Source organism: Lacinutrix himadriensis, from assembly GCF_001418105.1.
Lineage (GTDB): Bacteria > Bacteroidota > Bacteroidia > Flavobacteriales > Flavobacteriaceae > Oceanihabitans > Oceanihabitans himadriense.
Map to the genome: position 1 here is coordinate 242,911 of NZ_LIQI01000022.1, position 19,991 is coordinate 262,901.

The 19,991-nt window shown below is 34.1% G+C and carries 16 protein-coding genes; 2 read left to right on the forward strand and 14 right to left on the reverse strand.

The features are described from left to right. Positions 1-165: 165 nt before the first annotated feature. The 8 genes from AMD28_RS08825 to AMD28_RS08860 form a co-directional block, all read right to left on the reverse strand. Complete coding sequence (locus AMD28_RS08825) at positions 166-1,959, reverse strand: cytochrome c oxidase subunit I (RefSeq protein ID WP_055443775.1); 1,794 nt, start codon at positions 1,957-1,959, stop codon at positions 166-168. Between the two features lie 28 nt (positions 1,960-1,987). Further along, positions 1,988-3,055 (reverse strand): cytochrome c oxidase subunit II, encoded by a 1,068-nt coding sequence (locus tag AMD28_RS08830; protein ID WP_055443776.1) that lies wholly within the window; start codon positions 3,053-3,055, stop codon positions 1,988-1,990. 29 nt (positions 3,056-3,084) lie between these two features. Then, positions 3,085-4,464, reverse strand: coding sequence for a hypothetical protein (locus AMD28_RS08835; protein WP_055443777.1), 1,380 nt, complete (start codon positions 4,462-4,464; stop codon positions 3,085-3,087). A gap of 25 nt (positions 4,465-4,489) precedes the next feature. After that, on the reverse strand, positions 4,490-5,047 hold the full coding sequence (locus tag AMD28_RS08840) for a c-type cytochrome (RefSeq protein ID WP_055444346.1): 558 nt from the start codon (positions 5,045-5,047) through the stop codon (positions 4,490-4,492). Position 5,048: 1 nt separating this feature from the next. Continuing rightward, positions 5,049-5,585, reverse strand: a complete 537-nt coding sequence (locus tag AMD28_RS08845) for a DUF3341 domain-containing protein (RefSeq protein ID WP_055443778.1) — start codon at positions 5,583-5,585, stop codon at positions 5,049-5,051. 9 nt (positions 5,586-5,594) lie between these two features. Then, positions 5,595-7,340: an NrfD/PsrC family molybdoenzyme membrane anchor subunit gene (nrfD, locus tag AMD28_RS08850; RefSeq protein ID WP_083478271.1), complete on the reverse strand. Its 1,746-nt coding sequence runs from the start codon at positions 7,338-7,340 to the stop codon at positions 5,595-5,597. 30 nt (positions 7,341-7,370) lie between these two features. Further along, positions 7,371-10,631 carry a TAT-variant-translocated molybdopterin oxidoreductase gene (locus AMD28_RS08855; RefSeq protein WP_055443779.1) on the reverse strand — a complete coding sequence of 1,087 codons (3,261 nt, stop codon included), beginning with the start codon at positions 10,629-10,631 and terminating at the stop codon, positions 7,371-7,373. Positions 10,632-10,708: 77 nt separating this feature from the next. Next, positions 10,709-12,004, reverse strand: a complete 1,296-nt coding sequence (locus AMD28_RS08860; protein ID WP_055444347.1) for a cytochrome c3 family protein — start codon at positions 12,002-12,004, stop codon at positions 10,709-10,711. Positions 12,005-12,217: 213 nt separating this feature from the next. Here AMD28_RS08860 and AMD28_RS08865 point away from each other — a divergent pair, with 213 nt between their 5' ends. After that, positions 12,218-12,616 carry an SPOR domain-containing protein gene (locus tag AMD28_RS08865; protein ID WP_055443780.1) on the forward strand — a complete coding sequence of 133 codons (399 nt, stop codon included), beginning with the start codon at positions 12,218-12,220 and terminating at the stop codon, positions 12,614-12,616. A 59-nt stretch (positions 12,617-12,675) separates the two neighbouring features. Here the strand turns inward: AMD28_RS08865 and AMD28_RS19160 are convergent, their stop codons facing one another. From AMD28_RS19160 to rimP, 6 genes are all read right to left on the reverse strand, one after another. Then, a complete protein-coding gene (locus AMD28_RS19160) occupies positions 12,676-12,852 on the reverse strand; it encodes a T9SS type A sorting domain-containing protein (RefSeq protein WP_083478297.1) in 177 nt (58 codons plus the stop codon). Continuing rightward, on the reverse strand, positions 12,849-13,160 hold the full coding sequence (locus AMD28_RS08870) for a hypothetical protein (protein WP_055443781.1): 312 nt from the start codon (positions 13,158-13,160) through the stop codon (positions 12,849-12,851). The genes AMD28_RS19160 and AMD28_RS08870 overlap by 4 nt, the downstream gene beginning before the upstream one ends. A gap of 198 nt (positions 13,161-13,358) precedes the next feature. Then, positions 13,359-13,805 carry a phage tail protein gene (locus AMD28_RS08875; protein ID WP_241492473.1) on the reverse strand — a complete coding sequence of 149 codons (447 nt, stop codon included), beginning with the start codon at positions 13,803-13,805 and terminating at the stop codon, positions 13,359-13,361. A 214-nt stretch (positions 13,806-14,019) separates the two neighbouring features. After that, complete coding sequence (gene infB, locus AMD28_RS08880) at positions 14,020-16,884, reverse strand: translation initiation factor IF-2 (protein WP_055443782.1); 2,865 nt, start codon at positions 16,882-16,884, stop codon at positions 14,020-14,022. A gap of 30 nt (positions 16,885-16,914) precedes the next feature. After that, entirely contained in the window at positions 16,915-18,147 is a 1,233-nt protein-coding gene (nusA, locus tag AMD28_RS08885; RefSeq protein ID WP_055443783.1) for a transcription termination factor NusA, read from the reverse strand. A 12-nt stretch (positions 18,148-18,159) separates the two neighbouring features. Continuing rightward, entirely contained in the window at positions 18,160-18,621 is a 462-nt protein-coding gene (gene rimP / locus AMD28_RS08890) for a ribosome assembly cofactor RimP (protein WP_055443784.1), read from the reverse strand. A 501-nt stretch (positions 18,622-19,122) separates the two neighbouring features. Between rimP and AMD28_RS08895 the strand changes: the two genes are divergently transcribed. Beyond that, positions 19,123-19,953 carry a universal stress protein gene (locus AMD28_RS08895; protein ID WP_055443785.1) on the forward strand — a complete coding sequence of 277 codons (831 nt, stop codon included), beginning with the start codon at positions 19,123-19,125 and terminating at the stop codon, positions 19,951-19,953. Positions 19,954-19,991: the final 38 nt, after the last annotated feature.

Consider the following 19,991-nt stretch of genomic DNA (forward strand, 5'->3'; position numbering starts at 1 on the left):
CACGAAAGTGGTAATCTAGTATTGGTTATATATTAAAGATTCTGAAACCAGTTCAGAATGACAAAGAAGTCTAAACAAATATAATGAAAAAGACCTTTGGAATATTATATATATCCAAAGGTCTTTTATTAATTGTTATGATGTTCCTGATTATACAGGTATATCTTAATGTTGAAGTTCTTCTTCACCTTCTTTTAAAGGAACGTTTTGAGGAATAAAATCTACATCATGTCCTGGTTTAGAATAGTCATAAGACCATCTGTATACATGAGGAATATCTCCTATCCAGTTACCATGAACATGTTTTACCTCTGTAGTCCATTCAAGAGTAGTTGCTCTCCAAGGGTTTTTCTCTGCTTTCTTACCAAAGAACATACTGCTAAAGAAGTTATATAAGTAAATCAATTGTACTGCTCCACCAATTAATGCAAAAATCGTAATAATTACATTTGTATTTGCTAAATCGTCAAATAATGGAAAGTTTGAGTTTGTATAATAACGTCTCGGTAAACCAGCCATTCCAATAAAGTGCATTGGAAAAAATACTCCATAAGCACATATTGCAGTGATCCAGAAGTGGATATAACCAAGGTTTTTATTTAGCATTCTACCAAACATTTTTGGATACCAATGGTAAATTCCAGCGAACATTCCGTAAAGAGCAGATATACCCATTACTAAGTGGAAATGCGCAATTACAAAATATGTATCGTGTACGTTAATATCTAATGCTGAATCTCCAAGAATAATTCCTGTTAAACCTCCAGTAATGAATGTAGAAACGAATCCAATAGAAAACAGCATGGCTGGATTCATCTGAATGTTACCCTTCCAAATAGTAGTTATCCAGTTAAATGCTTTTACAGCAGAAGGAATTGCAATTAATAAAGTTGTGAATGTAAATACAGAACCTAAGAATGGATTCATTCCTGAGATAAACATATGGTGACCCCAAACGATTGTTGAAAGGAATGCAATTGCTAAAATGGAAGCAATCATTGCACGGTAACCAAAAATTGGTTTACGTGAATTAGTTGCCATAATTTCAGAAACTAACCCCATTGCTGGTAAGATTACAATATATACCTCTGGATGCCCAAGGAACCAGAATAAGTGTTCGAATAATACTGGTGAACCACCTTGATAGTGCAATACTTCACCTTGAATAAATATATCGGATAAGAAGAACGATGTACCAAAACTTCTATCCATTATTAATAATAGTGCCGCAGATAATAATACCGGGAAAGATACAACACCAATTACTGCTGTTATAAAAAAGGCCCAAATAGTTAAAGGTAGTCTAGTCATAGACATTCCTTTTGTACGTAGGTTGATTACTGTAACGATGTAATTTAAAGATCCTAATAAAGAAGAAGCAATAAATATAGCCATAGATACTAACCATAAAGTCATTCCCATACCTGAACCACCTTGCGCCATTGGTAATGCACTTAATGGCGGATAGATTGTCCATCCTGCTGCTGCTGGTCCTGCTTCCACAAAAATGGAACCTAACATAATCACACAAGAGATGAAAAACAACCAATAGGATACCATGTTTAAGAACCCGGAAGCCATATCTCGTGCACCAATTTGCAACGGAATTAATAAGTTACTAAATGTACCACTTAATCCTGCTGTTAATACAAAGAATACCATGATGGTACCATGAATAGTTACTAATGCAAGATAAATATCTGCATCCATAACTCCTCCTGGAGCCCATTTACCTAATAATGCTTCAAAAATTACATTTGGCTCTTCTGGCCATGCAATTTGCATACGAAACATAAGAGACATGATTACTCCAATAACTCCCATGATTGTACCAGTAACTAAATACTGTTTTGCAATCATTTTGTGATCTTGGCTAAATATATATTTAGTTACAAAAGTTTCTTTATGGTGATGCTCTTCGTGTGCTTCGTGATCGTGTGTATCTGCGTGTGCTGACATAATTTAATATTCTTTTGTCTTATTAAATTTAGTTAATTAGTGAGTTTTTGAAAGCTTTTTGTTCTTTCATCCAAGCGTCATACTCTTCTTGAGTTTCCACAATAATTTTCATTTGCATGTTGTAATGTGATTTTCCACAAATCTTATTACATAATAACAAATAATCAAAATCATATCTTTCTAGAGCTTCTTCTCCTTTAGCAATTAACTTCTTGCTTTTTTCTACTCTAATGTTATTAATATTTGCAACCTTATCAATCATATCCGGATTTTGGCGCATATCTGCAGTGGTTACTGTTGGTGTAAATCCAAATTGTGTTATCATACCAGGAACACAGTTCATTTGTGCTCTAAAGTGAGGCATGTAAGCAGAGTGTAATACATCTTGAGAACGCATTTTAAACAATACAGTACGACCAACTGGTAAATGCAGTTCAGATGTTATTACATCATCTTGAGCATTTGGATCTGCTTCGTCTAGACCTAAAATATTAGCTCTGTCGATATCGATCAAACGAACATTTGCTTTTCCTAAGGTATTATCTGCACCACCATATCTAGCTTTCCAGTTAAACTGTTGTGCATATAATTCAACTACTAAAGGATCATCATCTTCATTTACATTCATTATATCTGACCAAGTGAACAATCCGTAGATTATTAAACCAGCTAAAACGATAACAGGAATGATTGTCCAGATAAACTCTAATGTGTTATTATCTGCAAAAAATAATGCCTTCTTTCCTTTTTCACCTTTGTACTTGTATGCAAAGTAGTGTAAAAGAAATTGTGTAATGGTTTGCACTATAAAAATAAGTACCATGGAGATCATCATCAAATTATCTACTTCAGGACCATGTGCTGATGCCGAATTAGACATTAAAGGTAAATCACCTAATTCTACAACACTCCAAATAGTTATTAAATAAATGAAGGCTAAGAAACCTATCATTAAATAACCGTTTAAGGTATTATCTTTATCTGTTGCAACCTGGCTATTTGATGTACCTACTTGAGCTAAATCAAATATTTTAACCATTTGCCAAATGGCAATTGCTATAAATACTAAAACTAAAATTGTTAATAAAGCAGTCATTGTTGTCTATCGTCTTTATTTATATCTTATTAATAATGGAAATGTTCACTTTCTTTTACAAAAGGATTACGTTTTGCTAATAACGGTGCTTTTGTTAAAGCATTAAATACTACATATATGAATAATCCTGCGAATAATAATACTGCGCTTATTTCAGGAATTCCTATAAACCATCTATCACCTACAGTTGCTGGCATAATCATATTGAAAACATCTACATAGTGTCCTATTAAGATAACAATACCTGCCATAACTACAAACCAAGGAATACGTTTATAATCACTATTCATTAATACTAAGAATGGGAATACTAAATTTAATACTAACATTCCAAAGAATGGTAATCTATAGTCTTCAATTCTAGTTATAAAGTATGTTACTTCTTCCGGTATATTAGCGTACCAGATTAACATGAATTGTGAGAACCATAAGTATGCCCAGAAAATACTAAACCCAAACATGAATTTAGCTAAATCATGTAAATGACTATCATTTACTAATTCTAAGTACCCTTTAGATTTTAAGTATAGAGAAATGAATGCGATTACAGTAATACCGCAAACCATCATTCCAGCTAATACATACCAACCAAATAATGTAGAGAACCAGTGTGGATCTACACTCATAATCCAATCCCAAGACATCATAGATTCTGTGTATAAAAAGAACACTAAAAATGCTGCTGAAATACGGAAAGTCTTTTTAAAGTTTTTATCATCTGTTGCATTATCCTGAGCGATAGAAAATTTACGAGAAAACTGTCTATATAAAACCCAACCTCCAATAAAGATTAAACCTCTAATTGCAAATCCCCAAGTATTTAACCATCCAGATTTTCCTTGTATTAATTTATCATGCGCTACTACTTCTGGATCCATCCAAACAAAAATATTGTAATGACCAATGGTACCGGAAGCGACAGCAATTGCTAATACAATTAAAGCACCAGGAAGTAAATATGCTGTGATACCTTCCATTACTCTAAATAAAACAGGAGACCAACCAGATTGGGAAGCCCATTGTACTGCATAAAAAGCTAAAACTCCAAGTGCAATCATCATAAAGAAGAATGCCGCTACATATAATGCAGCCCAAGGTCTATTTGCAATTTGATGTTGTACATGTTCTACATGTTTTTTATGTTCGTCTACATGTGCAACTGTTTCTGTTCCATGCGAATTCTCTGCATGTGCATTTTCTGTTGCATGTGTATCATGTGCGTTTTCTGTTACTGCAGCATGTGCAGCTTCTTCGCCATGACCACCTCCATGATGTGCTTCTTCCGCTAATATGGCTTCAACGTCTTCAAAGGATTTATGAGATGTCATAAAACCATATCCAACTCCTAATAACCCTAAAATCATTAGTGCGAAAGAAAATGTCTTTAATTTATTTGAGAATGTGTACATATCTATATATAAACTTTATCTAATCTTATTTTTCTAAATCAGCTTTCAACGTTAAAACATAAGCAACTACTTGCCAGCGTTCTTCTTCGTTAAGTTGGTTTGCGTAAGAACCCATTGCATTTTTACCATAATAAATAGTATGGTAAATACTTCCTGCATTGATAGCTCTTCCTGCATCGTCATAACTTGGTATACCTAGTATTTTTTCACGTTTTACTAAGTTCCCTTGACCGTTACCTTTATTACCATGGCAAATCCCACAATAAATGTTGTATAAGTCTTTTGCTTTATCTTCGTCATATTGACCAGCTGCCAACGGACTTACTAAATTTGCTTTTGCTTCTTCGTAACCCGCAGTAGTATTTGCTATTTCAAAAGGAGTATATCCTCTAGGTATAGTTCCTTCTACTGGTAATTGTGCTTCTACTCCATTTGCAAAGGCAGTAGATTCGCCATACGCCTCATAAGGTACAGGTTCATACATGTTAGGCATGAATTGATAGTTAGGTCTAGAATCTTTTTTACAAGATACTATTGAACTTACTACAAGTACGAATACAAATATTTTTATTAAATGCTTCATATTAATGTTCATCTTCTTTATCAATAATATTTACTTCTACAGCTCCTGTTGTATTTAACAAGGTTGTTAGTTCCTTTTCATTCCCATGAACAGCAATTTCCATTAAAAAATGATCATCTGTTGTTCTAGGATCTGGATTTTCTGCTTTTTTAAATGGCCACATTCTACTACGTAAATAAAATGTAATTACCATTAAGTGTGCTGCAAAGAATACCGTTAACTCAAACATAATTGGCACGAATGCTGGCATGTTTTCAATATAGCTAAAACTTGGTTTTCCACCAATATTTTGTGGCCAGTCTTCAATCATAATGAAATTCATCATTAAGGTTGCTACTGCTAAACCAACACATCCATACATGAAGGATGCAATTGCTATTCTTGTTGGAGCTAATCCCATTGCCTTGTCTAGTCCGTGAACTGGAAAAGGGGTATATATTTCTTCAATGTGATACCTTTCGGCTTTAACGGCCTTTACGGCATTCATTAACACATCGTCGTCTGTATAAATAGCGTGAATTACTTTTGAAGCTTCCATATGCTACTTTTAGTTTATTAGTTGTTTAGCTTGTCCTGCCCAATCGTCGCGTTCTGCTCTTCCTGGGAATGATTCTGTAATAGAATCTAACAAGTCATATTCATTTTTAGTCATCTTACTTACTTGTAAGAACGTATAAATACCAATGCTATTTAATACTTCTTCCATTTTTGGTCCAACACCATTAATCTTTTTAAGATCATCTGCTGTTTGTGTATTCGGATCAAAAGTTCCTATAGTACCCAAAAGGTTTGTTACTCTACTTGAATTATCTTCAGCTGAAGTATCTACTACTTTCTTTACTTTAGGTTTAGAAGCTGTAACTGGTTTTTCAGATGTTCTAGAATCTGCTCCTGTTCCAACTAGGCTATCTCCTCTTTCTCTAATTTTCTTATAACGTTCACCAGAAGATTTTAAAATTGTTTTAACCTCTGCTTGTGCAATTACTGGGAAAGTTCTTGAGTATAATAAGAATAATACAAAGAAGAACCCTATAGTACCAATGAATATTCCTATATCTACAAATGTAGGAGAGAACATTGTCCATGATGATGGTAAGTAATCTCTATGTAATGATGTTACAATAATTACGAAACGTTCAAACCACATACCAATGTTTACCACAATAGATATAAAGAATGAGAACATAATACTTGTTCTTAGTTTTTTAAACCACATGAACTGCGGAGAAATAACATTACATGTCATCATTGACCAATATGCCCACCAGTAAGGTCCTGTTGCTCTATTTAAGAATGCAAATTGTTCATATTCAACACCAGAATACCAAGCAATAAATAACTCTGTTATATATGCTACACCAACAATAGAACCTGTAATCATAATTACAATGTTCATTAACTCGATATGTTGTACTGTAATATAGTCTTCAAGGTTACATACTTTTCTCATAATAATAAGAAGTGTATTTACCATTGCGAATCCTGAGAATACTGCTCCTGCAACAAAGTAAGGAGGAAAAATAGTAGTATGCCAACCTGGAATAACAGATGTTGCGAAATCAAAAGATACAATCGTGTGTACAGAAAGTACTAAAGGAGTTGCTAAACCAGCAAGTACTAAAGATACTTCTTCAAAACGTTGCCAATCTTTTGCACGTCCAGACCAACCAAAACTTAGTAAAGCATAGATCTTCTTTTGAAAAGGTCTTGTTGCTCTATCTCTAATCATTGCGAAATCTGGTAATAAACCTGTCCACCAGAAAACTAACGATACAGATAAATACGTAGAAATTGCAAATACATCCCAAAGTAATGGGGAGTTAAAGTTTACCCATAGAGATCCAAATTGATTTGGTATTGGTAATACCCAATATCCTAACCATGGTCTTCCCATGTGTATAATTGGAAATAATCCTGCTTGAACCACTGAGAAAATTGTCATTGCTTCTGCAGAACGGTTAATTGCCATTCTCCATTTTTGACGGAAAAGTAGTAGTACTGCAGAAATAAGTGTTCCTGCGTGACCGATACCTACCCACCAAACAAAGTTAGTAATATCCCAAGCCCAACCAACGGTCTTGTTTAGACCCCAAGTTCCAATACCTGTAGATACGGTGTAAAGTATACATCCAATTCCCCAAAGAAAAGCTACTAATGCAATAGAAAATACTATCCACCATTGCTTATTTGCTGTACCTTCTATAGGTCTTGCCACATCCACAGTAACATCGTGGTATGATTTTTCACCTGTAACTAAAGGTCTTCTAATAGGTGCTTCGTAATGAGACGCCATAATGCTTTATAATTGATTCTTAATTAATTTTTATGCTTCGGTTGTATTTCTCACTTTAGTATGGTACTGCACGTTAGGCTTAGTTCCAACACTTTCTAATAAGTGATACATACGGTTATCTTCTAAAAGTTCTGCAACTTTAGATTCTTTATCATTGATATCTCCAAATACCATTGCTCCACTACTACATGCAGCTGAACAAGCCGTTTGGAATTCACCATCTTTAATTTCACGTCCATCACGTTTTGCGTCTAAAATGGTTTTTTGTGTTTTTTGAATACACATAGAACATTTTTCCATCACACCACGAGAACGAACAACAACATCTGGGTTTAATACCATACGTCCTAAATCATCATTCATGTGATAATCAAACTCATCGTTACCATTATACAAGAACCAGTTAAAACGACGTACTTTATACGGACAGTTGTTTGCACAATATCTTGTACCTACACAACGGTTATACGCCATGTGGTTTTGACCTTGACGACCATGAGATGTTGCAGCAACTGGACAAACAGTTTCACAAGGTGCATGGTTACAATGTTGACACATTACTGGTTGAAAAGCTACCTGAGGATTATCTGAAGCATGCTCCAATTCTCCAAATTCACTTAATGAACTACTTAGACCAGATATATTATCTTTCTTTTCGTTATCTCCTGCAAAAGTAGTTTCCGAAGAATAATATCTATCAATACGCAACCAGTGCATATCACGACTACGTCTTATTTCTTCTTTACCTACAACTGGCACATTGTTTTCTGCGTGACATGCAATAACACATGCTCCACAACCTGTACAAGCATTTAAATCAATAGATAAGTTAAAGTGATGTCCGATAGAACGATCAAACTCATCCCAAAGATCTGCATCTTTTGAGGTTACTGGAATTTCATCATGGTTATAAGAAACAACAGGAACTGCATTCCAGTGTTTTTTATCTTTCGTATTAAATACTTCTAAAGTTGTTTCCTTTATAATATCTCCACGTCCCATTAATGTATTGTGTAATTGTACACAAGCAAACTCATGCTCTCCTGGTACAATCTTTAAAGACACATCACTTTGAACCGTATTAAAGTCTTGGTAAAAAGGGAATGCATTCTTACCCGTTTGCATTTCTTCTTTTAATCCGTTTTTACGTCCAAAACCAAAAGACATTCCTAAAGAACCAACAGCTTGACCTGGTTGAATAATTACTGGAAGAACTTCGGCAACACCATTAACGGTTAATTCTACTAAACTAGAGTTTAAACCACCTGTAGCAACATGCCAGTTTTTAACACCAAATTTCTCGGCATCTTTAGCAGACATGGTTAAGTAGTTATCCCAAGTTGTTCTTGTAATAGGATCAGGAAACTCTTGTAACCAAGGATTGTTGGCTTGTTGACCATCTCCCATTCCTACTTTAGAATATAAAGTTAATTCTAATGGAGACGTTTTAGCTGAAGCTGCTAGAGCTCTTGCTGCATCACCACCAGACTTAGCAGATATTCCTACAGAACTAGCGCTTGATGTGGTAGTAGAAGAGGTAGTACTTGTAAACGTATCTTTATCTTCTTCTTTTAAACCAACTCCAACAGCAGCATCATGAATGACACCACCAACCCAAGTTCTATCTTTTTTATCGTTTAATTCTGTAGAAGTCGTATGTAAAGTATTCGATGAAGCACCATTTGCTCCTCCAAGAGTTGATCCAGTAACAAAAACACCATCATGTAATGCTTTGTTAAAAGAACCGCCACTTACGATTCTAGACTTCCAATTTTGTTTAATATAATCATGAAAAGATACTTCACTTCCTGTCCACTTTAACAAAGTGTCTTGAAATTGTCTAGTATCAAACAAAGGACGAATTGTTGGTTGCATTAAAGCGAATTGTCCTTTTTTCATTTCTACATCTCCCCAAGATTCTAAATAGTGAGGTGCTGCTGCAACATACGTTGAAGCTGTAGCTGTTTCGTCTGCTTTCATTGAAAAACAAACAGAAACTAAATCTTTATTATTTAATCCTTCAGCAAAATCTGAAGCATTTGGTAAGGTATATAATGGATTTACTCCACTCATAATTAAAGCACCAACTTTACCTGCTTTCATATCAGCAACTAAAGCATTTACTGCTTTATCATTTCCTTGTCTTGTTTTTATTGGCGAAGTAGTATCGAAAGCTTTAGAGTTTAAAGCTTCGTTTATTTCTAAAACTACTGTTTGCGCATCTACATCTTGTAAACCAGTTACAACAACTCCGTTTCTTCTCGCTTTTTTAAGCTGAGAAGCTGCTTGACGAATTGCTTTATCCGTTGCTTCTGGTAAGGTTCCTGAAACAGAACCACCAACCACATAAGAATAAAGTTTCGCTAAAGCTACTTTTTGTAAGCTTGGTGTTAAAGGAATACGTTTATCTGCATTTGCTCCAGATAAAGACATATTAGACTCTATTTGAATATGACGAGACATTTTTCCATGTGTTGGAATTTTGTTCTTCGCATATCCAGAATCAAAACCTCCACCTTGCCAATCTCCTAAAAAGTCAGCACCAACAGAAACAATGGTCATTGCTTTAGAGAAATCATAATTTGCTAAGGCACGTTCACCATACTTCGCTTGGTAAGCATCTAATGCAGCTGATTCTGAAACAGCATCATAAACTACATGACGAACATTACCATACTTTGATGTAAACTCTGAAATTAATTTTGAAGTTGACGGACTTGCAAAAGTTTGTGTTAATAAAACGATGTCTTTACCAGAACCTTTAACAGCTTCTAGTTTTTGCATCATTGCATTATCAAGTTCTGTCCATGAAATAGCATTTTCGCCTTGCATTGGACCTTGAACTCTTAAACTATCATACAATCCTAAAACCGAAGCATTAACTCTAGCATTAGCACTTCCATTAGAAGGAGCCATGGTATTGTTTTCGATTTTAATAGGACGACCTTCGCGAGTTTTAACTAAAACAGATGCAAAATCAAATCCATTTGCAATGGTAGTTGCATAGTAGTTTGCTACTCCAGGAATAATTTCTTCTGGTTGCACTACATAAGGAATCGATTTAATAACTGGTCCTTCACAGGCAGCAAGAGATGCTGCTGCTGTACTAAAACCAACATATTTTAAGAAATCACGACGTGTAGTTGAAGAAGACTCTAAAGTGTCTTTATCTCCTAAAAATTCGTCTGTAGGAATTTCTTCAACAAATTCGTTTTGTTTTAGCGTCTCAACAATAGAGCTATTTTCGTTTAGCTCCTCAACACTTTTCCAGTATTTCTTGTTTGATGACATATTATATAATTGAATTACTTCTTATTAATTATTTTTAAAATTTTTCCGCGAAAGCGAAAAGGAAAACTACTGTATTATTAGTAGTGACATTTACCACATTCTAATCCACCCATTTGCGCTGCAGTTAACTGCTCAACACCATATTTCTTAGATAGTTCTTCGTGAATTTTTGTATAGTAAGCGTTGTCTTTAACTTTTACGTTTGTTTCTCTGTGACAGTTAATACACCAACCCATTGTTAATGGTGCATGTTGGTACATAATCTCCATTTCTTCAACAGGACCGTGACATGTTTGACATTCTAACCCTGCAACCGTTACGTGTTGTGAGTGATTAAAGTATGCAAAATCAGGTAAGTTATGAATACGTATCCATTTTACTGGTTGTGGATTCCCTGAATATTTTTGATCTGCATCATTCCAACCGGATGCTGCATATAATTTCTGGATTTCTCCATCGTAAAACTCTTTAGTATATTCTGCAGATGTTTCTCCAGTATATTCATAAACAGATTTATGACAGTTCATACAAACATTTAAGGAAGGAATACCTGATGTCTTACTTACTCTAGCAGAAGAGTGACAGTATTTACAATCGATACCGTTATCTCCAGCGTGAATTTTATGTGAAAAATGTATTGGTTGTACCGGTTGGTACCCTTGATCTACACCTACTTGCATAAAAAAGCCATAAACAAAATAGCCACTAGCTAATAAAAAGAAGATAGCAGTAACCAATACTAAGAATTGGTTTTGTGCAAATGCTTTCCATAACGGAACACTTTTATCTTTAGCAGCAACATCTACTCCTTTAGCATCGGCAAATCTGCGAAGCGTTTTGTTTACTAAAACTAATGCTAATGCTAAAAGACCAAACAATACAGCTAGGGCTCCTAGAATTAACTTATTAGAAACAGTATCTCCACTTCCTGAAGCTGGAGTCATTCCTACTTGCGTAGATGCTCCTTGCGCTGGCGCCTTTGCTTCTTCAGCAGTATATGCTAAAATATTATCAATATCTTCATCTGACAATTGAGGGAAGGCAGTCATTGCAGCTCCTCCAAACTCATTGTAAATCTTGTTTGCGTATGCATCTCCAGACTTAATTACTCCTGAACTATTACGAATCCATGCAGCAAGCCATGCTTTATCTAAACCTTCATCATCTGACAAACGTTGCTCTACATTACGTAAAGCTGGCCCGGTCATTTTCTTGTCTAACTTATGACAAGCAGCACAATTTGCATTAAATAAAGATTTACCCTTTGCTGGATCACCTTCTTGAGCAGAAAGCGCCATGGAAAACGTTAGTAAGATAATTAAGCTTAAACGAAGAATAGTTGCACTTAATTTACGGTGAATCACCTGTTTCATATTATTTGTTGAATTAACTTCTAAACTTTGGTATGGTTTTTTCATTTACTAAAAGAAAAAATACAGTTATAAAATCTCAAGCAAAAGTAATATTAAAAGTCGATTTTAGAAATGTTAGGGAAGTGTTAATTGCTAATTTAGAGAAATTCTAAATAATAAAACAGCTAACTATTTAGTTTAGAACATTTACATTTGCATTAAACAGTCTGAAAAATGAAATTATTAAAAATAAAGCAAACCATTCTTTACACATTTATAACATTTGCATTTACAGGTATTTGTAATGCACAACAAGGCACTGTAATTGTGAATCAAGATACAGAAATCACGGAATTATTAGCGCTCAAAAAAGAAATAAACACCAATGAAGACGCTAGTGACCGATATAAAATACAGATTTATTCTGGACGAAGAACTACCGCAGAAAGCAACCAAACCGATTTTAAAGGTAATTATTCGCAATGGTCTAGTAAATTAGTTTACGAAACACCAAACTATAAAGTATGGATTGGTAGTTTTAGAACTAGATTAGAAGCAGAAAGAGCTTTATTGAAAGTAAAAAAGAAATTCCCAAATGCTTTTCTTTTTAAACCTAAAAAGAAGAAAGAGTAAGGATAAAAAAGAAAAAGCGACCAATGGTCGCTTTTTCTTTTTTATATAAAATCAATTTTTTATTCTTTAACTACTTTTTTAATTACTTCTTTCCCATCAATTTTAAAGGCAACAAAGTAAATACCTGTATTAAGTTTAGAAACATCAACAGCACGTGAATTACTAGTATCAATAACGAGTTCTCCTAAAACATTATAAAAGGAAACAGTATCTATATTTGCATTAACATGCTTTATGAAAAGTGTTTGTTTACCGGATTAGGATACATGCTAATGGTATGTTCTATTACTACATCTGCAACACGAAGCGTCATGTCTTGTACATCTCCTGTTAAACTATTAATTACACCACAAAGCGATTGTGTTACATTAGTATCTTCTACCCAAGTACCTAAAGTTAAACTTGGAGGATTTAGCATTGATGCTTCGGTATTATAATACAATACATAGGTATTTAAAAAGGTACCATCTCCATCATCTGCTAAAATTTCCCAACGAGAATTAGTGGCATTCCAAGCAATTTGAAATTCGCAATTCCTCCACAAGGGGAATTTTCATCTACAGGATTGGTTTATAAAGTATTTCTCCCAGTTACATCCAATGTGTTTTGATTAAATGTGAAGTCTTCTGTTTCTATTAATGAATGATATGCATTAAGTATAGTTGCTTGCGATAAAACGCTTGTACAAATCATAATAAAAAACATAGTTAAAATGTTTGTTACTTGTTTCTTAAACCACATTTTAATTTGGTGAAGGAAAAGTACCAGTTATGGCTATAATAAATGTAACGGTTTGATATGGTTGCATAATATTTACTGCAAGATTACTTCCGGTATTACCTATCATACAAAAGTTCATTGTAGTGGCTTCCCCTCCTGCTGCATATTCTTTATCTAGTAGTTTTATATCTGCAGGATAGTTGTTTTCTGGCGAAGAAGTATCTCCTACTCCTACCACTGCATTAAAAGCATTACTATGTGCTGGTAAATCACCTACGTTTAGATAAACAGCATCCGTACCTACACCTTGTTGGTAGTTTTGCAAACCAGGACCTTGTCCATAATGCATTGGTACAGGACCTCTTAAATCTGGCAGATTAAATGTTGTTTCACCATCTCCTCCATACATGGTCCCTAAAAGCGAAAATAAAGCTAAGTTTTGAGCTATTGCATTGATTACTCTTGACACTTTGCCCAACCTACAGGCGTAAATTTTCCAGCAAACATTCTTATTTCACCAAGAAATGGTTCTTGTGCATTTGTTATATTACAAAAAACTAGGGATAGTACTAAACATAAAATTGTAATTAGCTTCTCAAAGAACGAGAAAATCTATTTACAACAAAAATTTAAACAAAAAAAAAGCGACCTATTGGTCGCTTTTTCATTTTATATAATAGAAATTATTTTAATTTCTTTTTTACTTCTACTTCATGGAATGCTTCAATAACATCTCCTTCTTTAATATCGTTATAGTTCTTGATTTGTGTACCAAAATCATAACCTTTAGCAACTTCTTTCACATCGTCTTTAAAACGTTTTAATGAAGTTAACTCTCCAGTATAAATTACTACACCATCACGTATTAAACGAATTCCAGAACTTCTAAATATTTTACCCGTTAATGCCATACAACCTGCAATACTTCCAATTTTAGAAACTTTAAAGATTTCTCTAATTTCTGCAGTACCTGTAATTTCTTCTTTAAGCTCTGGAGATAACATACCTTCCATAGCATCTTTAAGATCATTAATAGCATCATAGATAATCGAGTACATTCTGATATCGATTTCTTCTTTGTCAGCTATTTGACGTGCATTACCCATCGGACGTACATTAAATCCTATAATAATAGCATCTGAAGCAGTTGCTAATAATACATCACTTTCTGTTATTGGTCCAACACCTTTATGAATAATATTTATTTGAATTTCTTCTGTCGATAATTTTTGGAAAGAATCTGTTAATGCTTCTACAGAACCATCTACATCTCCTTTTAGTATAATATTTAACTCTTGGAAATCACCAAGTGCAATACGACGACCAATTTCATCTAGTGTTATATGACGTTGCGTACGTACAGATTGTTCACGTTGTAATTGTGTACGTTTGGTTGCAATTTGTTTTGCTTCACGTTCGTCTTCAAATACATTGAATTTATCTCCTGCTTGTGGCGCTCCATCTAAACCAAGAATAGATACTGGAATGGATGGTCCAGCTTCTATAATTTCATTTCCACGCTCATCATGCATTGCTTTTATCTTCCCACTGTTTTTACCAGCTAAAACATAATCTCCAATACGTAATGTACCCGCTTGTACTAATATAGTAGATACATATCCACGTCCTTTATCTAAGAATGCTTCCACAACCGTACCTTGTGCTAATTTGTCTGGGTTTGCTGTTAACTCTAACAACTCTGCCTCTAAAAGCACTTTTTCTAATAACTCTTTTACACCTGTTCCTACTTTAGCAGAAATATCATGGGATTGAATTTTACCTCCCCAATCTTCAACTAAAAGATTCATTTGTGCTAATTTCTCTTTAATTTTTTCTGGATTAGCGTCTGGCTTATCTATTTTATTAATTGCGAAAATTATTGGCACTCCTGCAGCTTGTGCATGCGAAATAGCTTCTTTAGTTTGCGGCATGATATCATCATCTGCTGCTGCAACAATAATTGCTATATCTGTTACTTGTGCACCACGAGCACGCATCGCTGTAAAAGCTTCGTGACCTGGTGTATCTAAAAACGCGATTTTTTGTCCGTTATCTAAAGTCACTCCATAGGCACCAATGTGCTGTGTAATTCCTCCAGACTCTCCTGCTATTACATTTTCTTTACGTATATAATCTAGAAGGGATGTTTTACCATGATCTACATGTCCCATTACCGTAACAATTGGTGCACGTGGTTTTAAATCTTCTGGTTTATCTGCAACCTCTTCTATAGATTCTTCAAGATCTGCTGTTATGAATTCTACTTGGTAGCCAAACTCATCTGCAACAATAGAAAGTGTTTCTGCATCTAAACGTTGGTTCATGGTTACCATCATACCAAGTGACATACATGCCGATATAATTTGTGTAACTTGAACATTCATCATCGTAGCAACTTCATTTGCTGTTACAAATTCTGTTACTTTAAGAATTTTGTTTTCAGCTGCTTCTATTTGTTGATCAATTTCAGTTTGTTCTCTGTGTTGATCTCTTTTGTCTCTTCTATACTTAGCACCTTTACCTTTATTAGACTTTCCTTGCAGTTTTTCTAAGGTTTCACGTACTTGTTTTTTAACATCTTCTTCACTAGGCTCTTCTTTTACAATGGTTTTTCTACCTCTTCCTCCTTGGCCTGGTTTTCCTTTAAATCTGCTATTACCTCCTGTATTTCCTCCTGGTCTATTATCTCCTGGTTTAGAAATTCTACGGCGTTTACGTTTATTATCTGAAGATTTATCGTCTTTCTTAGGATCCTCTTTTTTCTTTTTAGGTTTGTTAAATTGGCTTAAATCAATTTTAGTACCTGCAATTTTCGGACCTGTAAGTTTTTGATATTTTGTTTCTACTCTTTCTTCAACATTTGGTTGATCTTCGGTTTTAGTAGCTTCCTCTTTTTTAGAAGGCACTTCTTTTTTAGTAGTATCTGGCTTCTCGGCTTTCACCTCTTTTTCCACCTTCTCTACTTTCACCGTTTTCTCTACATTTTCCGTTTTTTCAACTTTCACCACCTTCTCTACCTTAACTGGCACTTCTGGTTTAGCAGCTTTTACTTCCTCAGTCTTTTTAACTTCCTGAGGTTTCTCAACTTCTTTAGGCGTTGGAGCTACTTCTTCTTTAACCGCTTCTACTTGCTTAACTTCTTCGGTTTTAGGTTTTGGTTCCTCTTTCGCTTTTTTAGCTTTCGGGTTTAAGTCTATTTTACCAACTTGTTTTGGTCCAGACAGCGTAGATTTCGCTTTAACAATTTCTTGTTGTTTTGCTTCTTCTCTTTTCGCTTCAGCTTTTAGCTTTTCCTCTTGTTCTTTCTCACGTAGTTCACGCAAAGCCTCTTTTTCTTTGAGTTTTGCCTCACTAACTTCTTGAGACGCCATCCTTTTGGAAGCATCCGTTTGAAATTCGTTTGAAAGTTTTTGATAAACTTCTTCTGAAATTTTTGTAGTAGGACGCTTCTCTATTTCGATGCCCTTAGATTCTAGAAAATCTACTGCACGATCGATAGAGATGTTAAGCTCGCGTAATACTTTATTTAATCTTACTGTTCCAGCCATAAATTGCTTGTAATATAACCTAAAAATGTGTTAGTCTTCGAATTCTGCTTTAAGAATTCTAACGACTTCGTTTATTGTTTCTTCTTCTAAATCGGTACGTTTCACTAAATCTGCTACTTCTTGTTCTAGTACACTTTTTGCGGTGTCTAGTCCAGCTTTGCTAAATTCAGCAATAATCCACGCTTCGATTTCGTCAGAGAATTCGCGTAATTCTACGTCTTCTTCTGCTCCTTCTCTAAATACATCAATTTCATAACCTGTTAGTTTTCCTGCTAAACGTATGTTGTGACCTCCACGACCAATAGCTTTACTTACTTCTTCTGGTTTTAAAATTGCTTCTGCTCTTTTATTCTCTTCATCAATTTTAATTGAAGTTACACGAGCAGGACTTAATGCTCTTGTAATATACAATTGTAAATTGTTTGTGTAATTAATTACATCAATATTTTCGTTTCCTAATTCACGAACGATACCGTGAATTCTAGATCCTTTCATACCTACACATGCTCCTACTGGATCAATTCTATCATCATAAGAATCTACAGCTACTTTAGCTTTTTCACCAGGAATACGAACTACATTTTTAATCGTAATTAAACCATCAAAAACTTCAGGAATTTCTTGCTCAAATAATTTTTCTAAAAACAATGGTGATGTTCTAGACATAATTATTGCTGGCTTATTTCCTTTTAGCTCTGCACTTTCAATAATTCCTTTTACGTTATCTCCTTTACGGAAAAAATCGGAAGGAATTTGTTTGTCTTTTGGCAAGATGATTTCATTTCCTTCATCATCTAAAAGTATTACCGCTCTATGACGAATATGGTGTACTTCTGCTGTATAAATCTCTCCAACTAACTCTTGAAATTGCTTGTATATATTCGTATTATCGTGTTCGTGAATTTTAGATATTAAGTTTTGTCTTAATGCTAATATAGAACGACGACCAAGGTCTATTAATTTCACCTCTTCGGATACATCTTCACCAACTTCAAAATCTGGCTCTATTTTTTGTGCTTCTGTTAACGATATTTCTTGATTTGGCTCTTCTACTTCACCATCTGCTACTACTATTCTATTTCTCCAAATTTCTAAATCCCCTTTATCTGGATTGATAATAATATCAAAATTATCATCATCACCAAATTTCTTTTTTAAAGCGTTTCTAAAAACATCTTCTAAAATAGCCATTAGGGTTACACGATCTATTAATTTGTCGTCTTTAAATTCTGAAAAAGAATCAATTAATGCAAGATTTTCCATAACTCCTTTAAATTAAAATTTAATCATAACTTTTGCTTCTACAATATTTTCGTAGGCAATATCTGCCTGTTTTTGGACCGTTACTTTACCTTTACCTACTGGTTTAGGCTCTCTGCTTTTCCATTGCAAAGTAATTTCATTTTCAGTAGCTTCTATTAAAGTACCTTCCATGTTTTCTGTTGTTGTCTTAACTTCTAAAAGCCTACCTATATTTTTAATGTATTGGCGTTTGTGTGTTAATGGAGAGGTTGCTCCTGCAGATGCTACTTCTATAGAGAAATCAACTTCTTCTCTATCTAAATCATTCTCTATAGCTCTACTAACAAATATGCAATCTTCTACTGTTACACCATCATCACCATCTAAAATAACTTTCACAGAATTATCTGTTGTTATAGATAATTCTATAAGGAATAGATTTGGCTTTTCTTCAAGCGCTGCTTCTAATAAGTCTTTTACTGTATTCTTAAACATTTTTTGGTATAAAAAGAGGGGACTTTTCGTCCCCTCATCTTTTTCTTTTTCGTTTCAACGCTGCAAATATACAATTTTTATATTGATTTGCAAAAGTTGTTGAAACACAATAGTTAGAATACACATAATTTATAGTAATAGAAGAAAAAATAACTTCTTTAAACAGCAAATCGTCCTTTGCACAAAAACTATTATTTACAACACTTAAACACCTACTTTTTCTTAAGCTTTCGTGATAAAACAGTCTTTAATCAATAGCATTGCACACTTTAAACACACGATACAGCATCCTAATAAGGATTAATAAAAAAAACACTAAATAAAAGTAACCTATTGCTAACCATTCTCAGGTTTAATGATATTCTAGAATATAATGGTATTTTTTCATTAATCACAATAGGTTTCCACATAAAAACGGGAAAATTCATACAAAACAAAAAATTGTCATTTATATTTCTTAAATTTAAGAAGCTATAATTCCTAATTAAATCTTTAAATAACATGAAAAAAATACTTGTACCAACAGACTTTTCAGAACAAGCAAATTATGCTCTAGAAGTAGCAGCACAACTCGCAAAAAGATACAACGGAGAAATCTACTTACTACACATGCTAGATTTACCTTTAAATCAAATACCAGAACTTGGAGGAGAAACTGTAGGCAATATACCTGAAGCTATGTTTTTTATGAAATTAGCACATAATAAGTTTGAAGAAATTTTAAGTCAAGACTTTTTAAAAGGTATTACTATTCATGAAACCGTAGATTTCCACCAAACTTTTCAAGGCATAAAAAACACTTGCAAAGAGAATAATGTCGATATGATAATCATGGGTTCTCACGGAGCAAGCGGTTTAAAAGAAATGTTTATCGGCTCTAACACAGAAAAAGTAGTCCGCTCTTCGGATGTCCCAGTACTTGTTATCAAGAACAAACACGAAGATTTCACCATTAATGATTTTGTTTTTGCTTCAGACTTTAAAAACGACAGCAGAGAAACCTATAAACAAGCTACAGAACTAGCAAAAGCTTTTGATTCTAAAATTCATTTATTATTTGTAAACACACCAAATAGATTTACAACCACAGCAACAGCCAACACAAGAATATTAGATTTCATCTCGGATTCTGATTTCACAAACTATGAGATTCATATTTTTAATGACGAATCTGTAGAAAGCGGTATTTTAAACTTCTCCCATATTATTGGAGCAGACATAATTGGTATTAGCACACATGGCCGACAAGGAATAGCTCATTTTTTTAACGGAAGTATTAGTGAAGACCTAGTTAATCACGCTAAAAGACCAGTGATTACTTTTAAAATATAATTTACCAAAGTATTGAAATTAAAAAAGTCTTCCTAAAC

What these genes read in the sequence shown, in the direction of transcription:
- AMD28_RS08830 (WP_055443776.1), bottom strand. Translation starts at nt 3,055, where the DNA reads ATGACTGCTTTATTAACAATTTTAGTTTTAGTATTTATAGCAATTGCC.
- nusA (WP_055443783.1), bottom strand. Translation starts at nt 18,147, where the DNA reads ATGGAAAATCTTGCATTAATTGATTCTTTTTCAGAATTTAAAGACGAC.
- AMD28_RS08840 (WP_055444346.1), bottom strand. Translation starts at nt 5,047, where the DNA reads ATGAAGCATTTAATAAAAATATTTGTATTCGTACTTGTAGTAAGTTCA.
- AMD28_RS08855 (WP_055443779.1), bottom strand. Translation starts at nt 10,631, where the DNA reads ATGTCATCAAACAAGAAATACTGGAAAAGTGTTGAGGAGCTAAACGAA.
- AMD28_RS08860 (WP_055444347.1), bottom strand. Translation starts at nt 12,004, where the DNA reads ATGAAACAGGTGATTCACCGTAAATTAAGTGCAACTATTCTTCGTTTA.
- nrfD (WP_083478271.1), bottom strand. Translation starts at nt 7,340, where the DNA reads ATGGCGTCTCATTACGAAGCACCTATTAGAAGACCTTTAGTTACAGGT.
- AMD28_RS08835 (WP_055443777.1), bottom strand. Translation starts at nt 4,464, where the DNA reads ATGTACACATTCTCAAATAAATTAAAGACATTTTCTTTCGCACTAATG.
- AMD28_RS08865 (WP_055443780.1), top strand. Translation starts at nt 12,218, where the DNA reads ATGAAATTATTAAAAATAAAGCAAACCATTCTTTACACATTTATAACA.
- AMD28_RS08845 (WP_055443778.1), bottom strand. Translation starts at nt 5,585, where the DNA reads ATGGAAGCTTCAAAAGTAATTCACGCTATTTATACAGACGACGATGTG.
- rimP (WP_055443784.1), bottom strand. Translation starts at nt 18,621, where the DNA reads ATGTTTAAGAATACAGTAAAAGACTTATTAGAAGCAGCGCTTGAAGAA.
- AMD28_RS08895 (WP_055443785.1), top strand. Translation starts at nt 19,123, where the DNA reads ATGAAAAAAATACTTGTACCAACAGACTTTTCAGAACAAGCAAATTAT.
- infB (WP_055443782.1), bottom strand. Translation starts at nt 16,884, where the DNA reads ATGGCTGGAACAGTAAGATTAAATAAAGTATTACGCGAGCTTAACATC.
- AMD28_RS08825 (WP_055443775.1), bottom strand. Translation starts at nt 1,959, where the DNA reads ATGTCAGCACACGCAGATACACACGATCACGAAGCACACGAAGAGCAT.